This window comes from Microbulbifer mixtoriginis (SeqCode) (genome assembly GCF_052466715.1).
This window is the reverse complement of record NZ_CP174288.1, coordinates 1,137,805-1,162,951: the sequence shown is the minus strand read 5'-3', so window position 1 is coordinate 1,162,951 and position 25,147 is coordinate 1,137,805. Positions and strand designations below refer to the sequence as shown.

Genomic DNA, 25,147 nt, shown 5'->3' with positions numbered 1-25,147 from the left:
ACAATCGAGGTCAGCGGGAGAGAATTGCCCCAACCGCAGTTTGAACCTCATTATCACCAGCATTGATACCGAGGCAGAAAGACCGATATTCATCACCGCTCCCGCCAAATCTACGGTCAATCTCGGCCAGGCAATGCACCATTTCACCATCCAAAATAAATGAAAGCTCTATTTCCTTCGCCCCGAAGAAGCCACCACCCTTAAATTCAATTTCTTGGTAGCACCCAGATTTAGAAGAGAAAGCGCCCCCATTCAAATAGCCCTTTTCAACATCTGTCTTCACCAAATCAAAGCCTTCGCTCTCAATCATTGCAATAATAGACTGCACCACCGGCAAGGGCTTTATTTCCAGGTAATCTCGATCCTTAGGATCAATGGCAAAATCAATATCCAGTGCCGTTTCCAACCAAACCCGACACTGATTCTTTCGAACCACCAATGCAGTGATGGGTGTCTCATCGTTTAGTTTGAATTCAAAGGGAATCTCTCTACCCTCACCGGCACCAATGGTAAATGGCTCCATAATTCTTACAGCGCTCAAAATCATGTTGATATAGCTAGTACCATTGTCATTTTCAACTTTCACTTCGGTACAAAGCTTTAAGTTAATAGCTTCAATCGCCTGTTCAATATCACCCCCCTGAACATGGACATTCCCCGTGATTAGTCCTCCCTGAAATACACTCGCGCTTTCCAGTACCGTATCAACCTTAGCCGCACCAATTCCCAGAGAGGCCTTTAACTTCTGCAACATAATTTCTACCAACAATTAAAACTCATCGACCAATACTAAACACAGCACCTACGATAAAACAAGCAGGATCACACAAGTGGAGCGCAGCGGCAGAAAAAGTCTTCCTTAGTCTAATAATGATTACACTGCATAATCACTTAAATAAATAACCCTTCAAATAAGAATAGAAACCAATGAAAAACCATCATCTACGAATAAAACCGATTATCAGATAAAACAAACTATCAACAATTATCACAACCAAGAAAACGAAAAAGCTATATAAAAATGACCGCCCCCAAGATAAATCAAACTGCAGACGCAACATAAACAAGGGTACGATAAAATACAAAAGCGCTAACGGAACCAAAAAACGCTTATCAATTCCAATTATTCCAGCTCCAATATTGGCCAATAAGATCAGTAGTGCTGGCACAAGAACAAAAGCTATAGATACAAACCCATCCAACCCTCGATTTTTACCCCGCTCAAGGAACTTTAACAAGATAAAAACCACACCTGCCGATATCAATACTTGAAGCATAAATTTCTCCACCTGTGTATTTAAAAGCAGCACATTGACTGGCTCTTAGCACACCACAATAAACCCCAATATACATTAGAAAAAATCACTACGGACAATAAAAACGCAGGTAAACCTTTCACATATATGGACAGTGTATTGAATTCATATTAACCCCACAAACATAGCATTTAGTCCGCAGAAGATACACGGATAACATGACCATCAGGATCCTTAACCAAGAAGGTCTCACCAAAGACATCTGTATATAAGTCTTTATATATATTTATCCCAGCATCCGCCTTCCACTCTTTATAAAGCTCTTTCACTTCGTTATCAGTCTCAAGATTAATACCAATCTCTGCAAATCTTGGTGACTCATGCTCTGGAGACTCGCCACCTGACCAAATAGCAAAATCCGCAACCCCATCAACCTTAAAAACTACATATCTAGGGCTTACAAAGTAGGGTTCAAAATTAAATAAATTCTGATAGTATTCAGTAGAGTGCTGTATATCCGAAACATAAATTAACTGTAAATTGGGCTTCCTGATCTTTATCATGAATACATACCTTTAGTTGTGATCCCAAAACATCCGAAATAAACATGCAACAGACAATTCTGCATTAAGCGTACTATAAATACAATGTATACTCTATCTGGAATTATATAGAAATCACATAAAAAAAGGGCTAGTTAAATCAACATTTATAAAACATAAGTTAAGACTCAGAAAATCCAAACAATCGTTTTCATTGATTTTATGAGTTTCATCACTTTAAAATTCGAAAACTGATAAATGAATATTTCTACTGATCACCTCAGACTTACCCACAGATGTCGATTCAAGCTCAACCAGAAGCTTACTGAAGGAAAAAAATTCGACACTTTCAGAAAATCCGGATATAGAAATTTTTGTACCACATTACTAAATGTGATTTATTACACATTCTTCTCAACGAAGCTATTTAACTCAGAAATCGATCGAATAACAAACAACTTTTTATTTGCCGATAGCTTTTTCAACCTTTGTAAAAATCTATCATTCCAAAATTTTGGGCAGAACTTTAATATTTTGTAGCTCTCAAGCGTTCCCTTTAAAATGGAACTCCCATTAGGCCAGCCTTCTGGTTTCTTAAACAATCCTGTAAAGAGCCGCTTCGTCACTAACCAATAGGTAACAAAGTAAGGTAAATCTATATAAATAAGCGTATCGGCTTCGTCTAAACGCCTATTAAAAGAATCCAATGAGCTTATTGGCCCAAAGCCTTCAATAATCCACTCTTCGGAAGCGAGAATGTTCCCGTAAGTCTCTTCATAGCTATGAAGATCTACCTCTTGACCACTCTGCTGATATAAAATGGAATCCAAAGCATACAATTTTATACCGGTTACTGACGCTAGCTTTTTACCTAAAGTAGATTTCCCATTAGCTGGCTTGCCAAAGATTGCTATTTTTTTCATTCCAGTTCCTTCATCTAGTGCAACCCCCAAAGGCAGAAACAAAAAACCCGCCTCTTTGGCGGGTTTGATAAATTAGCAACACATCAACAATCCCACCATTCTTATGGAATGATAAGAATAATTCGAGCAGTTGGTTGCGTTGAAATTGTATTCATTTAATCATCTTGATTTAAGCATCACTCAATGTCAACCGCTTGCCTGATAAAAATACCTCACCGGACTGCTCTTTGGTCACCTTCCCTCTAGGCATTGGAGATACCAGCCTAAAAACTAAGAAATAAACAACCACTAAAAACGGTGTCAGTAATTTCTTAGCTTATAGCGTCAATATAGTTTGTGGCATAATTTTGGCGACTTTATTGTACCCTTTACAATAAAGTCGCCGAGCTTGGAATCACGATTGATGCTGTTAAGAATTTTCTTATTCCGAGAAAGCTACTGTTTTGTCAACCAAGCAGCCATTAACAGATTTGGGCTCATTAAGTTTGTCAATAAGCCAACACTCTTCATAGATTGAACAATAACAGAGCTCTATACCTATAAATTTATCGGTTTCGCCAAGTTTATCTGATTCTTTGCCTGTATATGATAATGGCTTAACCGTATTTTGTGGCGACAGTATTCTATTGCTAATGTGGGATTGAGTAATACTAGGTAAATTTGGAATGTCATTCCAAAGTTTGATAGGCTCAGATTTGTATTGAACTATCCCATACTTAATTACAGCAGGACCATTCCCACTATTCGTTACACTATACTCAAAACGTGTGGTGTTAAAATTACGATGTATTTCCAATCTTGGCCAAACAGAAGCTCGAGCATAAGCACGATCTACATAAGCAGAATACATGCTAACTATAGCCGTAACGAAACTAATTAATAGAGCTGAGAAAGCAACAACCATCTCAGGTTTTTTGTACCACTTCACATTATCCATGCATTCATATTCCTAAACTTTGGCTCTATCAGCCACATAGCCAATTAACATTGCCAACAGGAGCAGCCAGACCATTTACGGTCAAAGCGGGCTGATCAACCAACTGGCTCCCTGCCAACCATTTTTGACTGGCTACAGCCTGGTAAATTTGCAGGGTAAAATAGCATATTTTCCTTACCAGTTAACTATCTGATTAGCACTCCACAATGGAGCATCAGGCTTGTAGGACTTATTGATTTAAAAGAAAGGCACTTGAATGAAACTGCACTAGCAGTTTGAAGGAAAACTCTCTGGGGAAATGTACTCAGGTAGAGATTGAAGCTTGCAGCAACTACAATCCTTCCAAAAATTGACCGTCACTATAACCGGCATTCTAAATACGCGCTATAGCGCAGCGGAAGCATACTTCAAAATATCTGATTCATTGCCTTGTTATACGGTGAGCTCTCTCTCCATTACAAGGACTTCTAAGCCGCAATAAGTAACTTTTTCTATTGGATTCCAACCCAAACAACTATAAAGACCGCCGTCTAGATGCTCCGTTTGGAGATAGAGCTTCGACACACCAAGCTGTTCTGCTAGTGAGATGATTCTGTCAATGATTGCTTCTGCGATTTTCTTTCCGCGATGGGACTTGGAAACATACACACCACCGAGCCAATGTTCCTTTTCTGGGTAAATAGTCATTTCACAATATTTCAACTGTGCCGCACCCAAGATTGCTCCTGAATCAACTGCTATAACGAGAAGTGGTATTTTATCGGTGTTTAGGTAGTCAGAAAGCGATTCTCGAGTTTTAGCCAGGCTATTGCTTTCCCTTAGGTAACCCCATTCCGTAAAATACCACTCCGCAACAATTGGTAGCGCTTGTTTATTCTCGGCTAGCAGTTGTAATTCCATCTCTCAACCTTTCGTTTGCAGCTTGCCACATAACATTCACATGCGGTGGGTGAAGCGAAGCATAAGCCGTTCGCCTGCGATAGCGGCGAACAACATGCCCTCGTTAACTGATTTAACACCCACCATCACCACCCCCTCCATCTCCAAAACCTCCAGAATCACCTCCGCTAAAGTGACCGTCCGAGCTAGAGCCCTGAGTTACTCCAAACTTCACTATAAACCACAGTACACTAGAAATTAGGAAGCCCGTAAATACTAACGGAGCGAAGACTGAATTAAGCAAAGTTTCGGAAGTTAGATCTATCATGTACCAAGCTCCAACTAGACCAAAAAAATTTATTGTGAATGATTTCATTTACTCTCCTTGTATCACTTAACACCCCGCAAAGGGACGAACAAATAAACGCAGTGTTTTGGCTGTCCCAGCGAGCAAAGGGAGCGATTGCTGCGGATTGCTATGTGTTATATTTTACCCACGGAAGATACCTTCTGAGAATTTCCATTTGCCGAGCCATAAACCTTGAAAAATTAACTGCACTCCACAATATGAATGCGAGAAGCACAAGTAGTTAATAAATATGGAAGACTTAGGCAATAACACTCCCCACAATATATTCCAAAATTACAGTCGCAAACACAACCCATGACGAATGGCCTCTTCGACAAAAGCTAAAGAACTGGCTTTCCTTATTTGCCATTAATAGTGAGCCTTAATCCTTGAGCCGAATTAAAAGATCTCATATAAATCTCATAATAAAGCCAATGAGGTACCTCTAAGAACGAATCCACACCCGAATATTCAGCTTTAATCCAATGCAACACTCTTAATTTCCCTTAATTTTAATGTGACACTAAACGACGGCAAAAACCAGCACCACGATTTATGGCTAGTTTAGAGTGGAACGGAAAACCAGTCCGACAACATGCATTGTTAAGTGGTTCACTCAAGTGCAAGGTCATTTGATTTACCGTAAGCACCACACAGGCAACACATTTCTGGATACCAAAACACTCGTAAGAATGGAATATGCCCTTCAATCTTTTTTTAGCTCGAAAGTAGAAACATACTCAGTGCCTCTTTCTTTTAAATGAACTCTTTTTGAATATTCACCGAAGCTATGCTCAGAATTTTCCGGATAGTATTCTATAGTTGCTTCAGCTCCGTAATTTAAGCCCTCAGCATTCATAGAAATAGTCGCCTGGAATGTATTCGATGCAATCTTTTCTACTTTAATGAGCTTATCAAACTCAGACCCCATTTTAGGAGCGGTACAAGCAAACGCCAAACTAGAAGCAACCAGACATACAAGAGTGATTAGAAATCGATTCATAGCTATTCACTTAACGTAAAGCCAACTTGCGCGGGTGTTCTGGTACGAAGCCGGTTAGCACAATAAAGTTATTACTTTAGCACTTAAATCAAAAAACCCCTCAAACCCCTTACGCCTGGTTCAACGCCTCGTTATGCGCCTTTCCACTACCGCACACAATACCATTGCCACTAGCGATCAGGGATATCGCCAAAAAAACCTATTACACAAGATACTTTCCCATGCTCATCTATTTCTGTTACGTCAAACCCAGCCATAAGTAACTTGCCTTCCTGATGTATAGCCCAATGGTAGCGATGAAACCCATGCTGAGAATCTACTCCGCTAGTTCGAGAGTAAACCGCACCTGGAAGCTTTGATTTCACTTCATGGACATTTTTTTCAAATCCATCAATACCAGAGACATCAATGGACGGATCAACAAACCGGACATTGTTACTTAGGGCATTTTCAAGGTGATCGCGCACTTTGGTAGAGTCAGGCTCGTTCCATGCCGCCAGCATATAGTCGAGCGCTTCTGGGTAGTCTGCCATATTTTCTTCCTCAAATATCTAGAAAAATTCAGGGTTCAAAAAACGTGATCGCATAACGTTTTGCTCAGCAGGCACCGGAAAGTGCTACCGTAGCGTACAGCAAAAACGCGCGCGGTGTAGGTGATCGGATTCGGTAACTTGTTATGTACTGTGGATAGCCAATAATAAATCAAAAGCATTGCTTTCTTAGCTCCTTAAATAGTTCTTTGCCTTTTTCATTTAGTTTACCTTCATCCCGGCCACAAACTTCGATATAAGGTGAATTTATGTGTATTGCTTTAATAGCTCGCTGCCGAATTACTTCTAATTTTGGGTTAGCAATCTCACAGGCCTCAAAGTAATCCCAGCGTTTGTAGTCAACATCATCCTTGATCCATGACTCAAGGAGATTTGCAACCTCCTCAGGCTTCCACTCAACCAAACGCACCTTCCACTTCTTAAATAAGTAGAAGGCAATAACGGCCAAGCCACCTAAACCCAGCCAATATAAAATGCTCATATTGATTTACGCATAACGCCTTGCTAAGGGGCAGCCGAAACGCAGTGTAGGCTGTCCCACGGAGCCCGTGTCTTTTGCGACCAGAGTGTACTTGAGCAACTTGTTATATGGCTCAATGCTCTGCAACCCCAAATTGAGACAAAATATTGGAAGGCAACGAAAACTTAACCTGGTCATTGTGTGTGGTTAGCTGCGTTTCACCCTCGAAAAGAGTTAGCGAAACTGAATATGTTTGGTTATTTTTAACGCCAGGTATTACTGGTGACTGCAACTGAAGCTCTAATGTGCCAGGCTCAATGGCTCCCTCAGCATAAACCGGTCTGCCATTTGGGATAGTGCTTTCGAAAACCGCTTTATAGGAAGTGGCAGATTCACTGGGCTTGAGCAAGGTATATATCATTGCGTACTTGACGCCTGCATTGCGCTCCATAAGAAAGCCACCGCCTTCTGTTTTGACATATTCTGATACAGATGGTGCTGGCATATTGGAACCGCACGCCGACAAAACCAATACAAATAGTGAAGTTAGAAATATTCTCATTCGTTCTCCAATGGTGGTTTGGCCATATAACGCCTGCATCAGCGGCCGGAGCAAGCCACGCTTGCGGAGGTCCAGCCCAGCGCAGCTGGGCTATGCTGCATGTATTTGTTATGTATTTTCTCCGATTAACCTTCTGAAATAGCCTGCGACATATTCTTTGTAAATTTCGGGCGACTTTTCTTCTGCTTCGACACCAGACTTTAGGGCTAACTCGATGAACTCTCTCAGCTGCGGCAAATGATCAAGCCTTCCCTGCCTCAAACATTCCTGAATATTGAGAATCATATCCGTTTTTACTTCTGGATAGCCACCTTGGTCCCAAGCTTGCAGAATATAGCAAGCCATTTTTATCGCAGCCCCCTCATGAAGTAAATTTATGTCCAACCCTTCGCCACCAATAGATTCTGCTGTGCAATCTACATACGCAAACGGATCGAATTTCCCATCCTCTGTACCGAAATCGCTAAACAGGCAGCGATAATCGGCGCACACATAATACATGTACAAGATATCTTTGATTGCCTCTTCAGCAAGGCAATACTTTTCAAATTCCTGCTCTTCCAATTCTTGATTCATTTCTCAAGTGCGACCACATAACGCCTCAAACACCGGATTGGTGAGGATGGCGGCTTTTTTGCGCAAGCGAAAAAGGTGACAGCATTGCCAAGTCCGCGTGCTTTGACTTGTTATGTGCTCACCAATTTCTTCTGGATAAAGCGAAGGGCGCGGCTGGTTTATCTTTTCTGAATTCAGCCTCACTATAACTAAACCTGACGCTCCATAATAGATAGTCAGATTCAGCAGTGAAGAAGATCTCAAACTCTGAGTGCTCACCCCACTCATTAAGACCTATATCTATAAACTGAACGTCTAGCTTGCATTTAATCGGGTTTGCGACGATTTCATTAATATAGCTAACACAATCATCAAGTAGTTTATGATAATTAGCTTCCACATAATTGAGCATTGAGACACTTTTAGCATCTACAGAGTCTTTTGTTCCAGATAGGTTTACTTCTTCAACTTCTGAAGTAGAAGTAAGCCACTTATTCTCTTTCTCGTTAAATATCATCACTCAAATCTCTGCACTGCACATAACGCCCAGCGCACAGGCGAACGGAGCGCAGCGTAGTGAGTCCAGCCCGCATATTTTGCGGGCGATTGTGCCGCTGCTTGTTATGTGTTTGTTTCATGCTACCTCCTTAGTCGCTTAAAAGTGTATAAGGCATAGATAGCCGGCGGCCCAATAGAGATAACTACAAAGAGATAGTTTTCCCACCAGGGCGGTGGCGGGCCACATTCATCTGTAACACACTGCCCAATGCCTACGTACAAAGTGGACAAAATTAAAACCACGAGAAACCATGCCAAGCAAAAAGCGATTACTTTCAGTAGCCTGACAAGCACAGCTTTCATAATCTCTCCGATTACTTTTACTCATAACGCTAAGCTAACCGGCAGCCAGTGCGAAGTACGCTTTTGGCTGTCCGACGGAGGCCGCTTGCGGCCGGAGTGTAGTTGAGCGCCTTGTTATGTGATTTTGCTCGCATGCTACTCATTGGGCAAAGTATAAGAGTAGAAAGGAGAGCCATCTCGGTTAAATATATCCTCTTGAACTTGGACGCTGACTGGATTTTTGCAGCGCACTCTAGCTGTGCCCTGAGAGCCTGGCTCGCCAAAATTAACTGTGCCAGGAACAATAGAGCAGCTACTTGTGTTCTTGTCACCTCTTAAAATGAGGTTAAGTTGATTCTCATAGTTTGCTGCTCGCGCTTCAGGGCTCATTGATTTAGCCTTATCGTAGTCAAGAATCATCTTGCCAAAAATAAACCTATACTCATTTTCTTCTGGGTTATCCGTTTGCAGCATAGCAATCCGACTGGTACAGCCAGCTACCAACACTAAAAAAACAACTATCAGAATACTCTTCATGTCCCTGGAGTCTCGATCACATAACGTTGCCAGCAAGGGCAGCCGAAGCAAAGCGTAGGCTGTCCAGCCCAGCCACCGGCTGGGCGATCTTGCCTGGCCTGGTTATACGATTACTCATACTTGTTTTTGAACCCTGAAACTTCTGGCGACATTAGTAGCCGAGCTTCAGGCAATGTTGTTTCATATTCTTTAAGGTATTGCTCTGTTTCATAGGCCGTGCCTGTGACACGAATTTCTCCATCTATACGATCGAAAATTATGGGCGCGTTGCCGCCTAGATAAGTTGAAATATCATTCGGATTGTAATTCTTAGCTTGATAATAAAACACCCAGCCATAAGGTTTATCTTCAACGGCACTAACTTCGGCTACACCCTCAGTAATTACTTCAACCCATTTAGATACTATTTCAAGTGCTTGGCTAAATCTCATGATCTCTTTTTCGTATAACGCCTCAATAACCCGCAGCTGAAACGCAGCGAAGCGGAGTGTAAGCTGTCGGGCGCCGAAGGCGCGTAGTTAATTGATTTGTTAAATGTAAGACCACACTGCGCCTATGATAAGTAGAACTATTATTGCCACTTGGATTTTATTGGCTTTACTTTGTTCAGCTTTGGCTTCAGGTGTATCAGTCACTCCTACTTGATGATCGAACCCTCCTTCATCAAGATCTTCGTTGAAGATGATGAGGCCATTAATCAAAACAGCGATCATTACCAGTAACATTGCTGTTAGCCAGTAGAATCCAGTGAAGTACTGGATGCCCAATCCAAATAGAAGACAAAAAGTAATCATTATTGCTGCGGGCTTTAGGTCAATGCCATTCATCTTCGAGTACATTTAACGTCGCCATAAACGGATGCCGAAGCAACGCGTAGGCAGTCCGGTGGAGGGCGCGTCTTTTGCGACCGAAACGAATTTAATGGCCTTGTTAAACGATTTCTTCATGCTCAATCACCGGTCCCTTTCCTTTGTAGCTCTTGGTGTGATAGGCGAATACAACTACGAATATTAGAGCGATAAACACGTAAATAGACTCTTTGGAAAGCTGCCAATAAGAACTCGCAACGCCAAAGCATGCGCCTAAAAGAATGAAGAACGAAAGCCTAATAATAAAAGGCAGGCCTTTCCTCGATGATTCGGCCTTGGGAAAAACTAGCTTTTGCCTCTTATACTCCTTGCCGTTTTTACTTAGTGTGCATACAAACGGACCTTTCAATAAGCTCACTACGTTGAGATTTGTCGAATATTCATTTTCTCCAATAGAAAAGTTATTGGTTGAATCAGTTGATAAGTTTCTTTGAGAAGATACTAACTCGTCATTTACAAATACTTTCTCAAGTCCAGAGAGAGCACTGAACCAAGCCTCAACTACGGCTCCGTCTTCTTCGAATATAAACGTATAACCCTTCGTGAAGCTAAATGCCTTTCTCTTACTCATATCTACGATTACCGTTTAACGCCTTTAGCATGTGCGGCTGCGCAGCAGACGTCGCATGCCTAAATTTGTTATGTGCATTTGCCAACTGCCTTAATTGAATAGTGTACTGTACCTGCATGGCTTGTCTTTTTATATAGGCAAAGTTCTGAGCCTATTTTTACTTGACCAGGAGAGCTTACCGCCACATGAACTAAGCTGCCGTTAGCTAATTTGACCGAGAGCTTAGGCTCATTTCCAGTTTGGCTGCCATCATAGACCTGAGCTTGCGCGACACCCGAAACAAGCTCAGTGCTTTTAGGCAGGCCGACATATAGGAAGAGTACTCCAATGCCTAGCGTAACCAAGATTGCGAAAAAAATGCCTTTGCGCTCGGAACACCAGAGTTCAACTGTCGCAAATATGGCTCGTTTATCTCTCATATTCTGGGTACATAACGCCGCGCTCAGGAGCGGCTTACTTTGTGTACTTTATGTGCAAATATGGAGCGAAGCGAACTGCACATAAAGTGCACAAAGTAAGCCGTCCCATTGCAGCGCATTGTTATGCGATGGCTACCTGATATGTGCTTTCTTGACAATGTAGCCTTCAACGTTATTAAAACCGAAATGCACGCAGTAATTCATACAACCTCTGACGCTTTCCCTACTCCCGAAAGTTTCGAGAAGAGAAATCGTGACATCACAGAATCGCTCTGTACACTCCACTTCCGCGTATAATTTTTCGAGATTTTTGCCACTCTTTTTCAGATCTGCAACTACAGCTCTCATTGCAGCTTGGCTATATTCTGGATATCTCGACTCGTCCAATATCTGGAAATATCCTTCTGCATGAGCAGAAACACTGAATATCAGAATTAAAGCAATAGCTAGAATCTTCATGCCATTCACTCGCATAACGCCGCAATCAGGCGCGGCCAAGTTTGTGCGCCTTTTTGCGAGAAAATGGGAGCATAGCGACCGCGCAAAAAGCGCACAAACTTGGACGTCGGCTGCATTGCATTGTTAGCTGATTTTTCGAAGTGCATAAAGCCAACTGCTCTCCTTGTACTCTGAAGATTCATCAGGATCAATACTAAACGTATCTTCATAAATTGAGTTTAAGTCAATTATTAACTCACCTAATCCGGTTAACTCTATTTGTGCCTGACCACTCTTTCCTTCTGGAGGTAAATCACCGCCCATTTCTCCTAGCTCTGGCTTAGCATGAACAAGTGTATTCCGTAGCTTAAATATTTTTCTAATATTGGCTATGGTCTGCTCTTTGACGGATTTTTTAACCTTCCAGTTTGTATAAATATTCCATTTCTGAGAAGTGGATAAACGATCTGTGTCTTTATGAAATGGAATCTCATAGCGCACAGCGTAGTAGTTTATATATGCCTCCAGAGAAAGAGCAGCAAAAATGGCAACGCTATTCATTGCTTGCCGCCTCTCGTAAAGAGAAGTCTCATCCGGCTGAGAACTGGAATCAATTGATTTGAGGTGATTCGAAATAGCTTGATATCGAGAGAATGACCTGACGGCGAACTCGTAATATAGGCGATGGGGCATCTCTAAATAGTGCGTTTTTCCATCTCTCTCAACAACCACCCAATGGAGCATAAAGTTCCCTCTTAGTCGATTCAGCTAACGCCCGCAACAGGGGCGACCAATGTTGTGCGCCTTTTGCGCAATAATGGGAGCGAAGCGACCGCGCAAAAGATGCACAGATTTGGGCGTCCCGCGGAGGCCCGAAGGGCCGGAGTATCCTGCTTGCGTTTGTTAAGCATTTGCTAGGACACCGGACATCCAAGTAATACTCATAAACACAGCAAACGCAAATGATAAGATGAATATGACTTGCACTCGAGAAAGCTTCGTCTCCATTCCAAAGTTGAGAAACGCCTGTATTCTAGGATGGAAATAGGATTTCACCCCAAGGATGGCAGAGACAAAGGCTATGGCCGTATACATTAGTACTACACTCCAGAATTTTTCCGGATTATCTGAAGCATTAATAGTCTCGGATAGTCCAGCTCTCTGATATGCAATCACTTCACCCAAGACAGCAGATGTCGCTGCATAGCCGCCGCTGACAATGGCCAAAACGATAAAAAAGGGCTGAATTCTTTTAGGCATATGTGTCTTGATGCTTAACGCCTTGCTCAGCCGCTGCCGAAATGAAGCCGCTTTGTGCTAGCGTAGCGTATAGCATAAAGCGCGCGGAGTGTAGGCTGTCGGATGCAGCAACTTGTTATAAATTTCTATGATGCTAACTAAAAATTGAACCAATAGCCTCAAGCACACCTGTAACTGCACCAACCAAACCTTCTACGAAGGCTTCCAAAACACCGGTTAAAATCTCAACGATACCCATGGTAGACTCGGAAATAACAGTCGGTAATACAAGGCCAGCTATTGCGGATACAGCAATAGCTGAATAAACCAATTCAACTCCATAGATTATGCTGTAGCAAATAACGGCAACTATAGATAGTGAGCAAATAGATTGAATAACCCTCAGCAATTTTGATTTTTCTTTTGGTTCACTACTCATTACTTAGTCCTATTTATAACAGTTAATTCAAAAGCAGCGTCTACATATCACCCTTCTATATAATTCTGCTGTCCTCAATCAAAGCCAACTTAAAAACCTAGTAAAGTCAAAGAACTACATTGAGTGTCACAAAATAAAACAGGTAGATATATAGCAGCGTCTTTATAATTCCACGCTATCCCTGCTTTATATCACTTTTCACATCCGTTAAAAATCAACAAGTTATAGAATTTTCCCTAGAAATAGGAGCAGCGTCTTTTGAATTCTGGTATACGAAGCAGGGCTTAGCTATCAGTACTGTATTTCACCAACCTACTATGCACACATGTCCTAACTGGAAGGATCCACTACCAAGTAGAAAATTGGCTTTCTTAGTACACGGTCTTGAAGAGTCGGATACCCCCCTTGAAAAAATCAACAACAGTCTTTTTGGAGTAAAGAAAAGTGAAAGCCCTTACCTCAAAAGCAAAACATCCCGCTTCTCTATTAAAGTTCTCATAAAATCACAGGGTCGCTAATAGCCATCTCTCCAGCGCTTGATAAGCCATCCATAGTGGTTTGTCCTCCACTCTGCTATTCTGCGCCCCCTATAAAGAAGCTCTTCGAACTTTGGCCTGGACCTTTCTGTTCAGATCTACCCCGATTGCATGCTTCAAGAACATCAGGTTTGGGCTTGCCGTTCATTATTTGATCGAACGCTTCTGCTCATTAAGCCCCCAGGAAACCTGCCCCCTACCCCAATCTGAGCCGACCGCCACTCCTGCGGAGCTCTTGGGGTTTGCGAACACTTTTGTAACTTACTGATTTTCTTAGAGAAAAATGCCAAAAACCGCAAACAAGACTAAGGCCGCGAAACCCGAACACACCCCCATGATGCAGCAATACATGCGCATCAAGGCCCAGCATCCCCAAGAGCTGGTGTTCTATCGTATGGGGGACTTTTACGAGCTGTTCTTTGATGATGCCAAGAAGGCGGCTGAGCTGTTGGATGTCACTCTTACTGCGCGTGGCAAGTCCGGGGGTGAGCCTATACCCATGGCCGGTATTCCCTACCATGCAGCTGAGGGCTACTTGGCGCGGCTGATTAAAGCTGGTGTTTCCGTTGCCATCTGTGAACAAATCGGTGATCCCGCCACCAGCAAAGGGCCGGTTGAGCGCCAGGTAGTACGTATTGTTACTCCGGGCACGGTCACGGACGAGGCACTTCTCAACGATCGCCGCGATAACCTCCTGGCTGCTATTTCGCACTTGGGCGATGTATTTGGCCTGGCACTGCTGGACCTGGCAACTGGCCGTTTTGTGGTTCAGGAAACAGATTCTCTGGAAGCCCTGGCCGAGCAGGTTCAGCGCCATAACCCGGCTGAGCTACTCGCGCCAGAAGATCTCTCTTTGCCAGTGGAAATTGAACGCCGTGCCGGTGTACGCCGCCGTGCGCCTTGGGAGTTCGAGCTGGAAACCGCCCTTCGCCTGCTCAATCAACAATTTGGCACCATGAACCTGGAAGCCTTTGGTTGCAGTCATATGCACGGCGCCATAGTGGCCGCTGGCTGCCTGCTGCAATATGCACGGGATACCCAGCGCACCGAGCTGCCACACATTCGCGGCCTGCACACCGAAAGCGGCAATGAAACCGTGGCCCTGGATGGCGCCAGCCGTCGCAATCTGGAAATCGATCTGAACCTGAATGGCGGCGATGATAATACCCTGCTGTCGGTTCTCGACAGCTGCAAAACCGCCATGGGTAGTCGCCTGCTGCGCCGCTGGCTGAACAACCCGCTGCGCCAGCTCACTACCCTGCGCAACCGCCAGGATGCCATTGCTGCATTGATTGAAGAGTATGGTTTCGAGCCCCTGCGCGATGCCCTCAAACCCGTGGGTGATATGGAGCGCATTCTAGGCCGCCTGGCACTGCGTTCCGCACGCCCCCGCGACCTGGCAAGGCTGGGTCAGTCTCTGGCACAGTTCCCCGAAATCCAACAGCAGCTAAATGAATCAAATGCCACTCTAATAAAAGAGTTATGCGGTCAGATCGGTGAATGGCCTGAAACTGTTGAGTTGCTGCAAAAAGCGATTATTGAAAATCCGCCTGTCGTTATACGTGATGGCGGCGTAATCGCCACCGGCTACGATGAAGAGCTGGATGAGCTGCGCGCTATCAGTGAGAACGCAGGGGATTACCTGGTACAGCTGGAACTGCGCGAAAAAGAGCGCACCGGTATCCCCACATTGAAGGTGGGTTACAACCGGGTGCACGGCTACTTTATTGAAATCAGCCGTGGACAGAGTGACAAGGCACCGGCGGAATATATCCGCCGCCAAACCCTGAAGAATGCCGAACGCTTTATTACTCCCGAATTAAAAGAGTTCGAAGACAAGGCGCTCTCAGCCAAGAGCCGCGCCCTGGCGCGGGAAAAGGCCCTCTATGAGGCGCTGATTAATCAACTGAATGAATCTCTGGCTGAGCTTCAAGCCGCTGCGGCCGGTATTTCTGAATTGGATGTTCTGGCCTGCTTGGCTGAACGTGCCGACAACCTGCGCCTGTGCCGCCCTGAGCTGGGCACCGATCCTGGCCTGCATATCACCGGTGGACGTCACCCGGTGGTGGAACAGGTATTGGACGAACCCTTTGTCGCCAACGATATCGAGCTGCGCGACGATCGCCGTATGCTGGTCATTACCGGCCCGAATATGGGTGGTAAATCTACCTATATGCGCCAGACTGCGCTGATTGCCCTGCTGGCGCACTGCGGCAGCTATGTCCCAGCAGACAGCGCCCAGATCGGTCTGCTGGATCGCATCTTTACCCGTATCGGCAGTGCCGATGACCTGGCCGGTGGCCGCTCCACCTTTATGGTGGAAATGACCGAGACCGCTAATATCCTGCGCAATGCCAGTGAACACAGCCTGGTGCTGATGGATGAAATCGGCCGCGGCACCAGTACCTATGATGGTCTTTCCCTGGCCTGGGCCTGCGCTCATTACCTGGCCGGAAAAGTGCGCGCCTTCACCTTGTTCGCCACCCATTACTTCGAGCTGACCGATCTACCCAATCAATGTGCCGAAGCAGCCAACATCCACTTGGACGCCACAGAGCACGGTGAGGGCATCGTCTTCCTGCATCGCATTCAGGAGGGACCCGCCTCCAAAAGTTACGGTTTACAAGTGGCCAAGTTGGCGGGGATTCCCGCCGATGTACTCACAGAGGCCCGTACTCGCTTGGCGGCCTTGGAGGCCGGCGCCCAGTCAGTAGATGTACCCGTAGTGACTCCCGAGTCCACTCAAGCACCTGAGCAGGCAACGGAAACGACTATAGCGCCAGTGCTCTCAGCACCAACTCAAGCTGATTCTCCCCAACAGGTCGATCTGTTCGGCAGTCCCAGCCACCCTGCAGTGGATGCGCTGGAGGAGCTCGACCCAGACGATCTGACCCCGCGCCAGGCCCTGGAAGCGCTCTATGCTTTACGCAAGTTATTGAAGTAAAAGGCCGGGCGGCAATTGTCGCCCAGTGCAACTTGTTATAAACAGTGAACTAAATCGACTGAAAAGCCACTACAATTCGCGCCAGTAATTGATAGAATCCGTGCTCGAAAGAATCAGTGCACTATTGAGGGACAATCATGACATTCGTAATTGGGGAAAACTGCATTAAGTGCAAATACACCGACTGTGTAGAGGTTTGCCCGGTAGACTGTTTTTACGAAGGCCCTAACTTTCTAGTGATCCATCCCGACGAGTGTATCGACTGCGCCCTGTGCGAGCCTGAGTGCCCCGCCAATGCGATTTTCTCTGAGGACGAAGTGCCCGATGATCAACAGGAATACATCGAGTTGAATGCCGAACTCGCCGAGGTTTGGCCAAATATCACCGAGAAAAAAGACCCGCTACCCGATGCCGAAGAGTGGGATGGCAAGAAAGGCAAGCTCGACCTTCTCGAGCGATAGCAAAGCACAAAAAGCCGTCTCTGACGGCTTTTTTCTTTTCTGGTCCAGATAAAATTGCCGCATTAAATGAGAATAATAATATTTACGGTATCGAGCATTTTCCTATGCCTGTCTCTGGCAGTACTGGCAGAACCCAAAGAGAAAAAACGCATTGCCCTGGCTTTTAGTGGCGGGCCTGTGCCGGGCATAACCGAATCCCTGTTACACCAGCTTGAAGCCCTGCAAATACCCGCAACTTTCTTTCTGGTTGGCAAGGATATGGAGCGTTATCCCAATCAAACACACGCCATAGTGAGTGCCGGCCACCAGGTGGGAAGTCACGGTTACTCCTATGTCGACTTGGCAAATCTACCTTTGAGTAGTGCCAAAGCAGAGATCAAAAAGACTTGTCTGCTTTTACAGCATCATGGCTATCGAGAAAAACCAGCGATCCTGCCCCCTTTTGGCCGTATCTCTGAAGAACTTGGCAGCCTTTTGGCTGCACAAAACTTCGAGTTGGCTCAATGGGACCTGGAGCCTCACCTGCATGTGGATATGAGCAGGCCCGAGCGCATCGCCGACTACATAGTTCAGAATGCCAAAGACCGCAGCGTGGTGATGCTGCACCCAATGTATGCGCATGGTGAGGAGGTGACAGCAGCACTGCCTCTCATCCATGCACAGACCACGAAACAGGGGTTTTACTTTGTTAGCCTGGATAAGGTCACAGATACTGGCGGTGATAGAAATTTGTAATTAGCGACTCCATTCACTACCAATTAAGAGGTTGGGAGTCTGCCCCCCAAAGTTTTGCAACCGGTTCCCTCTATCTTAACTGGAGACCACCATGCTACGTTGGGCCATCATTTTCCTGGTTATTGCACTGATAGCCGCATTTTTCGGTTTCAGTGGTATCGCCACCACAGCGACAGAAATCGCTAAAATCCTCTTCTTCATCTTTATTGTGCTTTTTGTCCTGACATTGATTTTTGGCAGGGGCCGGCCACCCAAGTAGTACCCTTGCGCTATACAAAATTTAACCCCGGTAATTCACCGGGGTTATTTTTGGTGGGGCGTTCTGGTTGGTACCAGGTCCAACACTTCTGCCAGGTGGTTGAAGCCCAGCACCAGCTCCATAACCCCCAGGGCTTCCAATAACTCATCATCCCCCGCTCCCAGCTTGCGTGCCTCAGCGATCAGGTGCTGCCGGTGATCGTCTGGGGATGTATTGGCGTTGCGAGCTAGGTCAAACAGTGCATGCTCCTTCTCGGAAAAGTGCACATTCTTTGGGTCTGTGCGAATACGCATGACTTCATCGGGGGTTACCCCGAGCATTTGCAGGGAGGTACTGTGGTGGTAAATGCCATAGTCGCAGTGATTATCCGCAGAGACCGCCAAGCCAATAGCCTCCTTCAGCTGGGCGGAAAGACAGCCGTGTAACATCACTGCCTTGAACTTCTGCCAATTAGCTAGCAGCAGTCCTTGGTGGTGGGCATAAATCCTAAACAGGCTGGGAATCCCACCCAGCTCATCCTGAATTTCTGCAAATACCCTGATGGCTTCATCTGAATCAGGGGTCTCCACTAAAGGAATGCTACTCATCGTTCACCTATCCGTTGTCAAACCGACTCTGTCTAATGGCAGAAATAACTTCCTGGCGCCATAAAACACTGTATATAATCACAGCATGAGAAAGATTATCCACTGCGACTGTGATTGTTTTTACGCTTCGGTCGAAATGCGAGACGATCCCAATCTTCGCGGGCGCCCACTAGCCGTAGGTGGTAGCAGTGACCGCCGCGGGGTAATCTCTACATGCAATTATGAAGCTCGCAGTTACGGCGTGCGCTCCGCCATGCCAACCGCCCAGGCCAAAAAACTCTGCCCTGACTTGATTGTAGTACCCGGCAACATGGCCAAATACCGTGAAGTCAGTCAGCAGATCCGCGAAATTTTCCTCGATTACTGTGACGATATTGAGCCCCTTTCGCTGGATGAGGCTTTTCTAGATGTCAGTAATAGTGGGCGCTGCCAGGGTAGCGCTACATTAATGGCGGAGGAGATCCGCCAAAGAGTGAGAGAGACCCTTGGCATTACGATCTCAGCCGGCGTTGCCCCAAACAAGTTCCTGGCCAAGATCGCCAGTGACTGGCGTAAACCCGATGGACTCACGGTAATCACGCCAGAGGAAGTAGATCAATTCGTATTGCGTTTACCGGTGAACAAAATCCATGGTGTGGGCCGAGTAACAGCAGAGAAAATGCACCGCCAAGGAATTCACACCTGTGCCGACCTCAGGCGCTATTCCCAGGTGGAGTTGAGTAAAACCTTTGGGAAGTTTGGGCGCCGTCTCTATGAACTGAGCCGCGGCATCGACGATCGCCCAGTGAGTGGAGATGGCTCTCGCAAGAGTGTCAGTGTGGAGCGCACCTTTAACAAGGATCTCTGTGAGTTTAACGAATGGTTGGAGGAAATGACTCACCTGTATACGCGACTGCTGGAACGCCTGGAAAAACTCGGCGATCGTTATGAGGTAAATGGTGCCACCGTAAAGGTAAAATATGCTGACTTTTCCCAGAGTACTCATGAACGCAATAGTCGCGCAGGTCGAATTTCTGAATTTCGCCAGTTACTGCAGGAATGCTGGGATAAACGATCGACTCCCATTCGCCTGCTTGGCGTAGGTCTGAGGCTAACAGATCTGCGCGCCGAACACGGTCCCTTACAACTGCCTCTACCACTGCCGGATTTGCCGACACATCACTAACCGGGAGACTTCTCAAGCAAATTATTTTTTATAAATAGTTTGCCCTGCCCCCGCAGAACCGGTCGCATTTTTTCTGTCATATTTTCAAACAAAGCGAACATCGACAATTTTAAAGAAAACACTCTTTATTAAGAGAATTTTTGAGTCAAAAAAATTCATTGCGCGCCAATTACCCCTCAGAAAAAGGTTTAAAGCGCCAAACGACCGTTCATCAAGTTATGGCGTTACCCGTTACCCTCTGTAAGCCCTGGCTAAGCAGGGGCATCTATACTTCGCAGGCCAAGAGAACTTGGGCGGATCTAAAAGCAATAGGCACCCAAAGTTGTTCACTTGGATAAAAAATTTAATGTCTAAACCGACTACAATTTTTATGATCAACGACGCATAAATCCAGACCTAAGCCACCTCTGGCTTTCGGGTTCACTGCGTACGGAGGCACAACACTTTGTCTCGCAAAGCGTTCCAACAATTTTCTGATGAAAAACTGCTCGAGCATTACCGGGAGAAACGCAGTCTTGCTGTATTTGAGCCACTGTATAACCGCCACAAAGACGCTCTCTATCGCTACTGCGTACAAATGGCACCCTCTTCAACCACACAGTTGCTACAGGCCCTGTGGGAAAATATCTTACAGAACCCTCCGCAACTTAATGGCCGGCTATTTAGAAACTGGCTGTTTATTCAAGTCAACAAAGCTCTGCGGGAACACGTAGACAGCACTACACAATCTGAGGCATTAACCAGTGAGAGTAAGGTTGTCGCAGCTATTCAAAAACTCCCCAAGCTTCAGCGCAACGTATTGCTACTGCATATGGAGTGCAAACTCTCCCTGGCCTCAGTAGCGGATATAGAGCGTATTTCACTGAAAAAATGTCGAGAGTATTACCAGTTGGCTCGACAACAAATTGAAACCCTGATCTACGGATCTCAAGCAAAACCCTGGCAAGTGGAGGCCATAAAAGAGTGATTGAGGTAGAAGCATGAGTAACTGGGAGCACCAATACCGCGAAGAGGCGTCAGCTTTTACCTCACCGCAACAGTTAGACAGTGGAATCTTATTACAGGCAAAAGGCTATCAACCGAAAAAGGATATAGGCCGAATCTTATCCGGAGCCTCCCTGAGTTGCGCTTTGGTGACCGCTTTTTTAATGTTGGTACATCCGGCACAGCACCTTGGTGCCCGAACCCCCGCTATGACTCAGAATCATGAGATTCAACTAACCACTCAGGAAATTGCCCAGTGGCAACCTCCTCGGCCAGAACCTGAAGTAAAGGAAGACCCATGGCGAACATTACGCAGCCAGGTTAGTGCCGAAAACTATGTTGCTCTTTGCCAAGAATGGCGCCAACAACAAAATAATATTGCGGAACCGGTCTTACCCCGAGAACTGCGTAAGGCAGCGCAGAAACGCTGTCGGATTCTGCCATAGAAACAGTAGCTCTCTTACCAGTGTGCTACGTCTATTTCTACACTTAAGCATCAGTGTCGTTGCAGTGCAAAATGACACTTATAAACAATAAAGTTACAAAGGGTGAGCTGGCCGTGGTGGGCATCTATGGCGCGGGTGGCTCCAATGCCGGTGATAACCAAGCTTTGAGAGCTTGGGTTACCGAAATGGGTGGGGCCATGTTCGGTCCAACTGAAAAAAGTAAAGCCCGGGATTTTCTAGTGGGGGCATCTCTACAGCAGAAGCACTTATTACTGCTTGGCTACAGCCGTGGGGGAACCACGGCCATCAACCTGGCCAATTTACTCGGTCGCAAAGGCATATCCCTAAACCACCTGATAATCTTCGATGCACATAGTGTCTTCGATAATAGAATTTTTTATCTCAGATATGACAATGTTCAGCAAGCGATCAATTTTCTGCAGAGAAACCCCAGAAGCGCTGGTCGATATGGCTGGTGGGGAACAAATCCTTACTGGGGAAGCCAACTAGTCTCTAACTTTATAAAAGTTCAAGAAATTGACTTTACCGGTGCATTCTTTAGAAGAGGGATGCCGGTTTCCCATTTAAACATCGTCCGTCAATCTCTTGCTTCGCTCTGACTTCTTAAACTCAAAGACAGCGATAAAAAGTAGCAACAAAAATTCTTTACCCTTAAAACTCTAGAGAGAGAGCAAAAAGATAACCTACTCATAAACCCCAGCAGTTTTCCTCAGCATAAGTGATCACTTAATTTCAACCATCTACTCCCAAACTGGTTTCTTGGCTGCTTCTGGGTTCGTATCAATAGATGGTTTACCCATGATTCACTTCGGGAAACAGTTAATTCATCGCTGAGTAATCTCTAATCTTCTTATAGAGTCTCTTCCAGCGCCTTTAAGACTTCCCATATTCTCTTTAGAAATCAATTTTTACTTTGAATATTCCCTTTAGAACACTATCTTCATTAATAACTTATTACATCGAAGACTCATATTCCTTTGCCCCCTTTGAAAAAAAGACAAAAACTCCATATCAAAAAAAATATTGTCTTTAGCCTAATATATCTACATTACCCTATTAACCTCAGATATCCGCTAAGCAAGTGAAATCAATATGCCAGCAAAAATATTATCGCATCTTAGCCTACTCCTGATCTGCTTCGCCTTCTCAAGCCACGCCAAAGAATTGAAAATTGCCATATCTCAGGATGCCCCCCCCTATGTCATCAATCAGGCGAAGAGTGGGTTAGAAGTTGATGTCATCACCCAGTCTCTTCCAGATTACACCATCTCTTTTATCCAAATGGGCTGGGGGGAGATTCTTGGAGCAATAGAGCGAGGTATGGCAGAGGCCGAAGCGAACGTACACGGAAATAATGGAGACCTCTATTATTCAAATGACTATATAGCTTTTATCAACTACGCAATTAGCCGTAAAAAAGATCAAATTAAAATCAATCAACTAAAGGATCTAGTAGGACACCACGTAATAACCTGGACAGGAGCACACAAGGATCTTGGGCCAGAATTTAGCCAGCTCTTCTTTCCCGGAAAGATAGGTGCAAAGAATTATGTAGAATTAGAAAGCTCTCAAGATCAGGTAAGGGAATTCTGGAGGGAAGACAACTCAATTATAATCATTGATAAAAGTATTTTTTCTTATTTCTCCTCTAAAGATGGCCACTCTATGAATGAGGTCGATATCCATACAATCGTTGTACCTGTTCTGACATTTAAAATGGCATTTAAAAACAAAGCAGACAGAGATGCCTTCAATCACGGTCTCAGACAGCTATGCAATAAAGGAATATACGAAGCTCTCCTAAAGCGATATAGCGTTGCACCAGAAGCCAACATCTGCAAAAACCTTTCGCAATAAGCTTGCTTTTAGGATTCTCCATCGCGGACTGATTTTCATCAACCAAAAAAATATCAGGTTGTGGGCTGTTAACACCTATCTGCCTTCTCCCTTGCTCGGCAATAAATCTTCAGGGGTGGCAGTGCAGGTATTAACAGCACCTATTTTGATTCACCTCAGCTATCAATAAGCCGATAAACCGCCATCCACAGCCAGTGCCTGGCCGGTAACATAAGTCATCTTCGGAGAGAGTAGCATTAACATAGCCGCTACTACTTCTTCCGACTCACCAAGACGCTTCATCGGACAACCTTCGGCGAGAAAAGCCTGAACCTCTTCCGGGCTGGCCCCTGGGGCCTCCACAGAAGTCACCATTGGCGTCAGGCAATAGAATGGGCAAATGGCATTCACTCGAATACCATACTTGGCATTTTCCATTGCTGCAGTTTTGGTCAGTCCAATAACCCCATGCTTGGCGGCCGCATAGGAGGCAATTTTGGGTGCACCCCCCAGCCCTGCCATAGAGGAAACATTGAGAACCACACCGCCACGATCTTTCATTAATGGCAGCTGGTGTTTGAGACCGAAAAATACGCCCTTCAGGTTTACATTGTATTGATGGTCCATCATTGCTTCGTCAGTCTGCTTCAGGGACATCATCGGCGGAGCGATACCGGCATTATTAACCGCCATATTCAGGCCACCGAACTCAGACTCGGCCAGTCGCACCAGAGCAACGCAATCCGCTTCAGAGGAAACATCGCAACGTTGAGCGCGCACCTGGATACCATCACTACCCAGGTCATCAGCGAGTTGCATCAGACCCTCTTCATTAATATCTCCAAGTACCAAGCGCGCTCCGCGAGATCCCAACTCTTTAGCCAGCAGTTTGCCAAAACCACTGGCGGCGCCGGTAATTAGAGCAACCTGGTTGTCGAAATCCAATATTGGATCTTGCATATTAAATTCCCCCACAGGAAGTCATTCCGCCATCCACCACTACGCATTCGCCCGTGGTGTAACTGGAGGCGTTGGAAACTAAGTAGAGTACTGTACCCGCCATCTCCTCAGGCTCGGCGTGACGGTGCATAGGGATATGGCCGATTGCGGTTTTATAAATATCCTCGTGGGTGAAGAGTGCCCCGGCAAACTTGGTTTTGGTCAGCCCAGGCAATAGGGCATTAACACGGATATTGAACTGGGCACACTCCTTGGCAAAGGCTTTGGTCATATTGACTACTGCCGCCTTGGTGATGGAATAGATTCCCTGCCCCACACCAGGCTGCAGGGCATTGACCGAGGCAGTATTCACAATCACACCACCACCCTGCTCACGCATCAACTTGCCCGCTTCCACAGACATAAAGAAATAGCCACGAATATTCACTTCAACCGTTTTTTCAAAAGCCGCGAGGTCGGTATCAAGAATATGACCAAAATAGGGGTTGGTAGCCGCATTGTTAATTAGGATATCCAGCCGCCCAAAGCGTTCGCGGACATCGGAAAACATTTTCTGGATATCTTCCATATTGCCGATATGGCAAGGCACCGCTTCCGCTTTACCGCCGGCATCGACAATCGCATCGGCAACAGCCTGACAGCCTTCAATTTTTCGGCTGGATACCAGCACATGGGCGCCCTGCTCTGCCAAAAGCTTTGCAATTGCCTCACCAATACCTCGGCTCGCACCGGTTACCAGAGCAATTTTTCCGGTGAGATCAAAAAGATTCTTTGCCATTTTTTTATCCTTATCATTTTTCCAAAGCACAATAAAAAGCGAAATAAATTGTATCGAGATGACCTT

General features: G+C 45.5%; 34 protein-coding genes. 9 read left to right on the top strand and 25 right to left on the bottom strand.

All coding sequences use genetic code 11. From position 1 onward, the window contains the following. Window positions 1-10: 10 nt before the first annotated feature. The 22 genes from ACJJH9_RS05210 to ACJJH9_RS05105 form a co-directional block, all read right to left on the bottom strand. On the bottom strand, window positions 11-754 hold the full coding sequence (locus ACJJH9_RS05210) for a sporulation protein (protein ID WP_444924539.1): 744 nt from the start codon (window positions 752-754) through the stop codon (window positions 11-13). A 184-nt stretch (window positions 755-938) separates the two neighbouring features. Continuing rightward, window positions 939-1,277, bottom strand: a complete 339-nt coding sequence (locus ACJJH9_RS05205) for a hypothetical protein (protein ID WP_444924538.1) — start codon at window positions 1,275-1,277, stop codon at window positions 939-941. 170 nt (window positions 1,278-1,447) lie between these two features. Then, window positions 1,448-1,819 (bottom strand): VOC family protein, encoded by a 372-nt coding sequence (locus ACJJH9_RS05200; protein WP_444924537.1) that lies wholly within the window; start codon window positions 1,817-1,819, stop codon window positions 1,448-1,450. A 380-nt stretch (window positions 1,820-2,199) separates the two neighbouring features. Further along, window positions 2,200-2,721, bottom strand: a complete 522-nt coding sequence (locus ACJJH9_RS05195) for a P-loop NTPase family protein (RefSeq protein ID WP_444924536.1) — start codon at window positions 2,719-2,721, stop codon at window positions 2,200-2,202. A 421-nt stretch (window positions 2,722-3,142) separates the two neighbouring features. Then, window positions 3,143-3,658 (bottom strand): hypothetical protein, encoded by a 516-nt coding sequence (locus tag ACJJH9_RS05190; protein ID WP_444904269.1) that lies wholly within the window; start codon window positions 3,656-3,658, stop codon window positions 3,143-3,145. A 432-nt stretch (window positions 3,659-4,090) separates the two neighbouring features. Beyond that, window positions 4,091-4,558: a GNAT family N-acetyltransferase gene (locus tag ACJJH9_RS05185; RefSeq protein WP_444924535.1), complete on the bottom strand. Its 468-nt coding sequence runs from the start codon at window positions 4,556-4,558 to the stop codon at window positions 4,091-4,093. A gap of 1,034 nt (window positions 4,559-5,592) precedes the next feature. Continuing rightward, entirely contained in the window at window positions 5,593-5,889 is a 297-nt protein-coding gene (locus ACJJH9_RS05180) for a hypothetical protein (protein WP_444924534.1), read from the bottom strand. Window positions 5,890-6,059: 170 nt separating this feature from the next. After that, window positions 6,060-6,422 (bottom strand): hypothetical protein, encoded by a 363-nt coding sequence (locus ACJJH9_RS05175; protein WP_444924533.1) that lies wholly within the window; start codon window positions 6,420-6,422, stop codon window positions 6,060-6,062. Between the two features lie 169 nt (window positions 6,423-6,591). Further along, window positions 6,592-6,921, bottom strand: coding sequence for a hypothetical protein (locus tag ACJJH9_RS05170; protein ID WP_444890897.1), 330 nt, complete (start codon window positions 6,919-6,921; stop codon window positions 6,592-6,594). Window positions 6,922-7,033: 112 nt separating this feature from the next. Beyond that, the gene (locus ACJJH9_RS05165; protein ID WP_444888425.1) at window positions 7,034-7,462 is read right to left on the bottom strand and encodes a hypothetical protein; all 429 of its coding nucleotides are present in this window, start codon (window positions 7,460-7,462) and stop codon (window positions 7,034-7,036) included. A gap of 108 nt (window positions 7,463-7,570) precedes the next feature. Further along, window positions 7,571-8,038: a hypothetical protein gene (locus ACJJH9_RS05160; RefSeq protein WP_444924532.1), complete on the bottom strand. Its 468-nt coding sequence runs from the start codon at window positions 8,036-8,038 to the stop codon at window positions 7,571-7,573. A 118-nt stretch (window positions 8,039-8,156) separates the two neighbouring features. Continuing rightward, window positions 8,157-8,534, bottom strand: a complete 378-nt coding sequence (locus tag ACJJH9_RS05155; protein ID WP_444924531.1) for a hypothetical protein — start codon at window positions 8,532-8,534, stop codon at window positions 8,157-8,159. After that, window positions 8,524-8,655, bottom strand: a complete 132-nt coding sequence (locus ACJJH9_RS05150) for a hypothetical protein (protein ID WP_444924530.1) — start codon at window positions 8,653-8,655, stop codon at window positions 8,524-8,526. Before ACJJH9_RS05150 ends, ACJJH9_RS05155 begins: the two co-directional genes overlap by 11 nt. A gap of 358 nt (window positions 8,656-9,013) precedes the next feature. After that, window positions 9,014-9,394, bottom strand: coding sequence for a hypothetical protein (locus ACJJH9_RS05145; protein ID WP_444924529.1), 381 nt, complete (start codon window positions 9,392-9,394; stop codon window positions 9,014-9,016). A gap of 110 nt (window positions 9,395-9,504) precedes the next feature. Then, window positions 9,505-9,825 (bottom strand): hypothetical protein, encoded by a 321-nt coding sequence (locus ACJJH9_RS05140; RefSeq protein ID WP_444924528.1) that lies wholly within the window; start codon window positions 9,823-9,825, stop codon window positions 9,505-9,507. Between the two features lie 99 nt (window positions 9,826-9,924). Next, the gene (locus ACJJH9_RS05135) at window positions 9,925-10,221 is read right to left on the bottom strand and encodes a hypothetical protein (RefSeq protein WP_444896912.1); all 297 of its coding nucleotides are present in this window, start codon (window positions 10,219-10,221) and stop codon (window positions 9,925-9,927) included. 103 nt (window positions 10,222-10,324) lie between these two features. Continuing rightward, window positions 10,325-10,834, bottom strand: a complete 510-nt coding sequence (locus tag ACJJH9_RS05130; protein ID WP_444924527.1) for a hypothetical protein — start codon at window positions 10,832-10,834, stop codon at window positions 10,325-10,327. Between the two features lie 68 nt (window positions 10,835-10,902). Beyond that, window positions 10,903-11,253 (bottom strand): hypothetical protein, encoded by a 351-nt coding sequence (locus ACJJH9_RS05125; RefSeq protein WP_444924526.1) that lies wholly within the window; start codon window positions 11,251-11,253, stop codon window positions 10,903-10,905. Between the two features lie 132 nt (window positions 11,254-11,385). Further along, window positions 11,386-11,712 (bottom strand): hypothetical protein, encoded by a 327-nt coding sequence (locus ACJJH9_RS05120; RefSeq protein WP_444924525.1) that lies wholly within the window; start codon window positions 11,710-11,712, stop codon window positions 11,386-11,388. 123 nt (window positions 11,713-11,835) lie between these two features. After that, a complete protein-coding gene (locus ACJJH9_RS05115; RefSeq protein WP_444924524.1) occupies window positions 11,836-12,252 on the bottom strand; it encodes a hypothetical protein in 417 nt (138 codons plus the stop codon). A 342-nt stretch (window positions 12,253-12,594) separates the two neighbouring features. Further along, window positions 12,595-12,951 (bottom strand): hypothetical protein, encoded by a 357-nt coding sequence (locus ACJJH9_RS05110; protein ID WP_444924523.1) that lies wholly within the window; start codon window positions 12,949-12,951, stop codon window positions 12,595-12,597. A 133-nt stretch (window positions 12,952-13,084) separates the two neighbouring features. Next, entirely contained in the window at window positions 13,085-13,369 is a 285-nt protein-coding gene (locus tag ACJJH9_RS05105) for a hypothetical protein (protein ID WP_444924522.1), read from the bottom strand. A gap of 819 nt (window positions 13,370-14,188) precedes the next feature. Between ACJJH9_RS05105 and mutS the strand changes: the two genes are divergently transcribed. The 4 genes from mutS to ACJJH9_RS05085 all read left to right on the top strand — a co-directional run bounded on the left by mutS (window position 14,189) and on the right by ACJJH9_RS05085 (window position 18,304). Next, entirely contained in the window at window positions 14,189-16,849 is a 2,661-nt protein-coding gene (gene mutS, locus ACJJH9_RS05100; RefSeq protein WP_444924521.1) for a DNA mismatch repair protein MutS, read from the top strand. A 137-nt stretch (window positions 16,850-16,986) separates the two neighbouring features. Next, window positions 16,987-17,310 carry a ferredoxin FdxA gene (gene fdxA / locus ACJJH9_RS05095; protein ID WP_252085117.1) on the top strand — a complete coding sequence of 108 codons (324 nt, stop codon included), beginning with the start codon at window positions 16,987-16,989 and terminating at the stop codon, window positions 17,308-17,310. A gap of 66 nt (window positions 17,311-17,376) precedes the next feature. After that, window positions 17,377-18,045: a polysaccharide deacetylase family protein gene (locus ACJJH9_RS05090; RefSeq protein ID WP_444924520.1), complete on the top strand. Its 669-nt coding sequence runs from the start codon at window positions 17,377-17,379 to the stop codon at window positions 18,043-18,045. A gap of 91 nt (window positions 18,046-18,136) precedes the next feature. Then, window positions 18,137-18,304, top strand: coding sequence for a DUF1328 domain-containing protein (locus ACJJH9_RS05085; RefSeq protein WP_252085115.1), 168 nt, complete (start codon window positions 18,137-18,139; stop codon window positions 18,302-18,304). A gap of 44 nt (window positions 18,305-18,348) precedes the next feature. Here the strand turns inward: ACJJH9_RS05085 and ACJJH9_RS05080 are convergent, their stop codons facing one another. Next, window positions 18,349-18,891, bottom strand: coding sequence for a carboxymuconolactone decarboxylase family protein (locus ACJJH9_RS05080; protein WP_252085114.1), 543 nt, complete (start codon window positions 18,889-18,891; stop codon window positions 18,349-18,351). 85 nt (window positions 18,892-18,976) lie between these two features. On the opposite strand from ACJJH9_RS05080, the gene dinB reads away from it, so the two are divergent. From dinB to ACJJH9_RS05055, 5 genes are all read left to right on the top strand, one after another. Continuing rightward, complete coding sequence (dinB, locus tag ACJJH9_RS05075; protein WP_444924519.1) at window positions 18,977-20,056, top strand: DNA polymerase IV; 1,080 nt, start codon at window positions 18,977-18,979, stop codon at window positions 20,054-20,056. A gap of 445 nt (window positions 20,057-20,501) precedes the next feature. Further along, window positions 20,502-21,023 carry an RNA polymerase sigma factor gene (locus ACJJH9_RS05070; protein WP_444885638.1) on the top strand — a complete coding sequence of 174 codons (522 nt, stop codon included), beginning with the start codon at window positions 20,502-20,504 and terminating at the stop codon, window positions 21,021-21,023. A gap of 13 nt (window positions 21,024-21,036) precedes the next feature. Beyond that, window positions 21,037-21,486, top strand: a complete 450-nt coding sequence (locus ACJJH9_RS05065; protein ID WP_444888413.1) for a hypothetical protein — start codon at window positions 21,037-21,039, stop codon at window positions 21,484-21,486. Window positions 21,487-21,557: 71 nt separating this feature from the next. Continuing rightward, complete coding sequence (locus tag ACJJH9_RS05060) at window positions 21,558-22,106, top strand: hypothetical protein (protein ID WP_444924518.1); 549 nt, start codon at window positions 21,558-21,560, stop codon at window positions 22,104-22,106. A 493-nt stretch (window positions 22,107-22,599) separates the two neighbouring features. Continuing rightward, window positions 22,600-23,364 (top strand): substrate-binding periplasmic protein, encoded by a 765-nt coding sequence (locus ACJJH9_RS05055; protein ID WP_444924517.1) that lies wholly within the window; start codon window positions 22,600-22,602, stop codon window positions 23,362-23,364. Between the two features lie 162 nt (window positions 23,365-23,526). Here ACJJH9_RS05055 and ACJJH9_RS05050 read toward each other — a convergent pair whose 3' ends face one another. Then, complete coding sequence (locus tag ACJJH9_RS05050; protein WP_444924516.1) at window positions 23,527-24,303, bottom strand: SDR family NAD(P)-dependent oxidoreductase; 777 nt, start codon at window positions 24,301-24,303, stop codon at window positions 23,527-23,529. Window position 24,304: 1 nt separating this feature from the next. Next, window positions 24,305-25,081 (bottom strand): SDR family oxidoreductase, encoded by a 777-nt coding sequence (locus tag ACJJH9_RS05045; protein WP_252085107.1) that lies wholly within the window; start codon window positions 25,079-25,081, stop codon window positions 24,305-24,307. Window positions 25,082-25,147 lie beyond the last annotated feature (66 nt).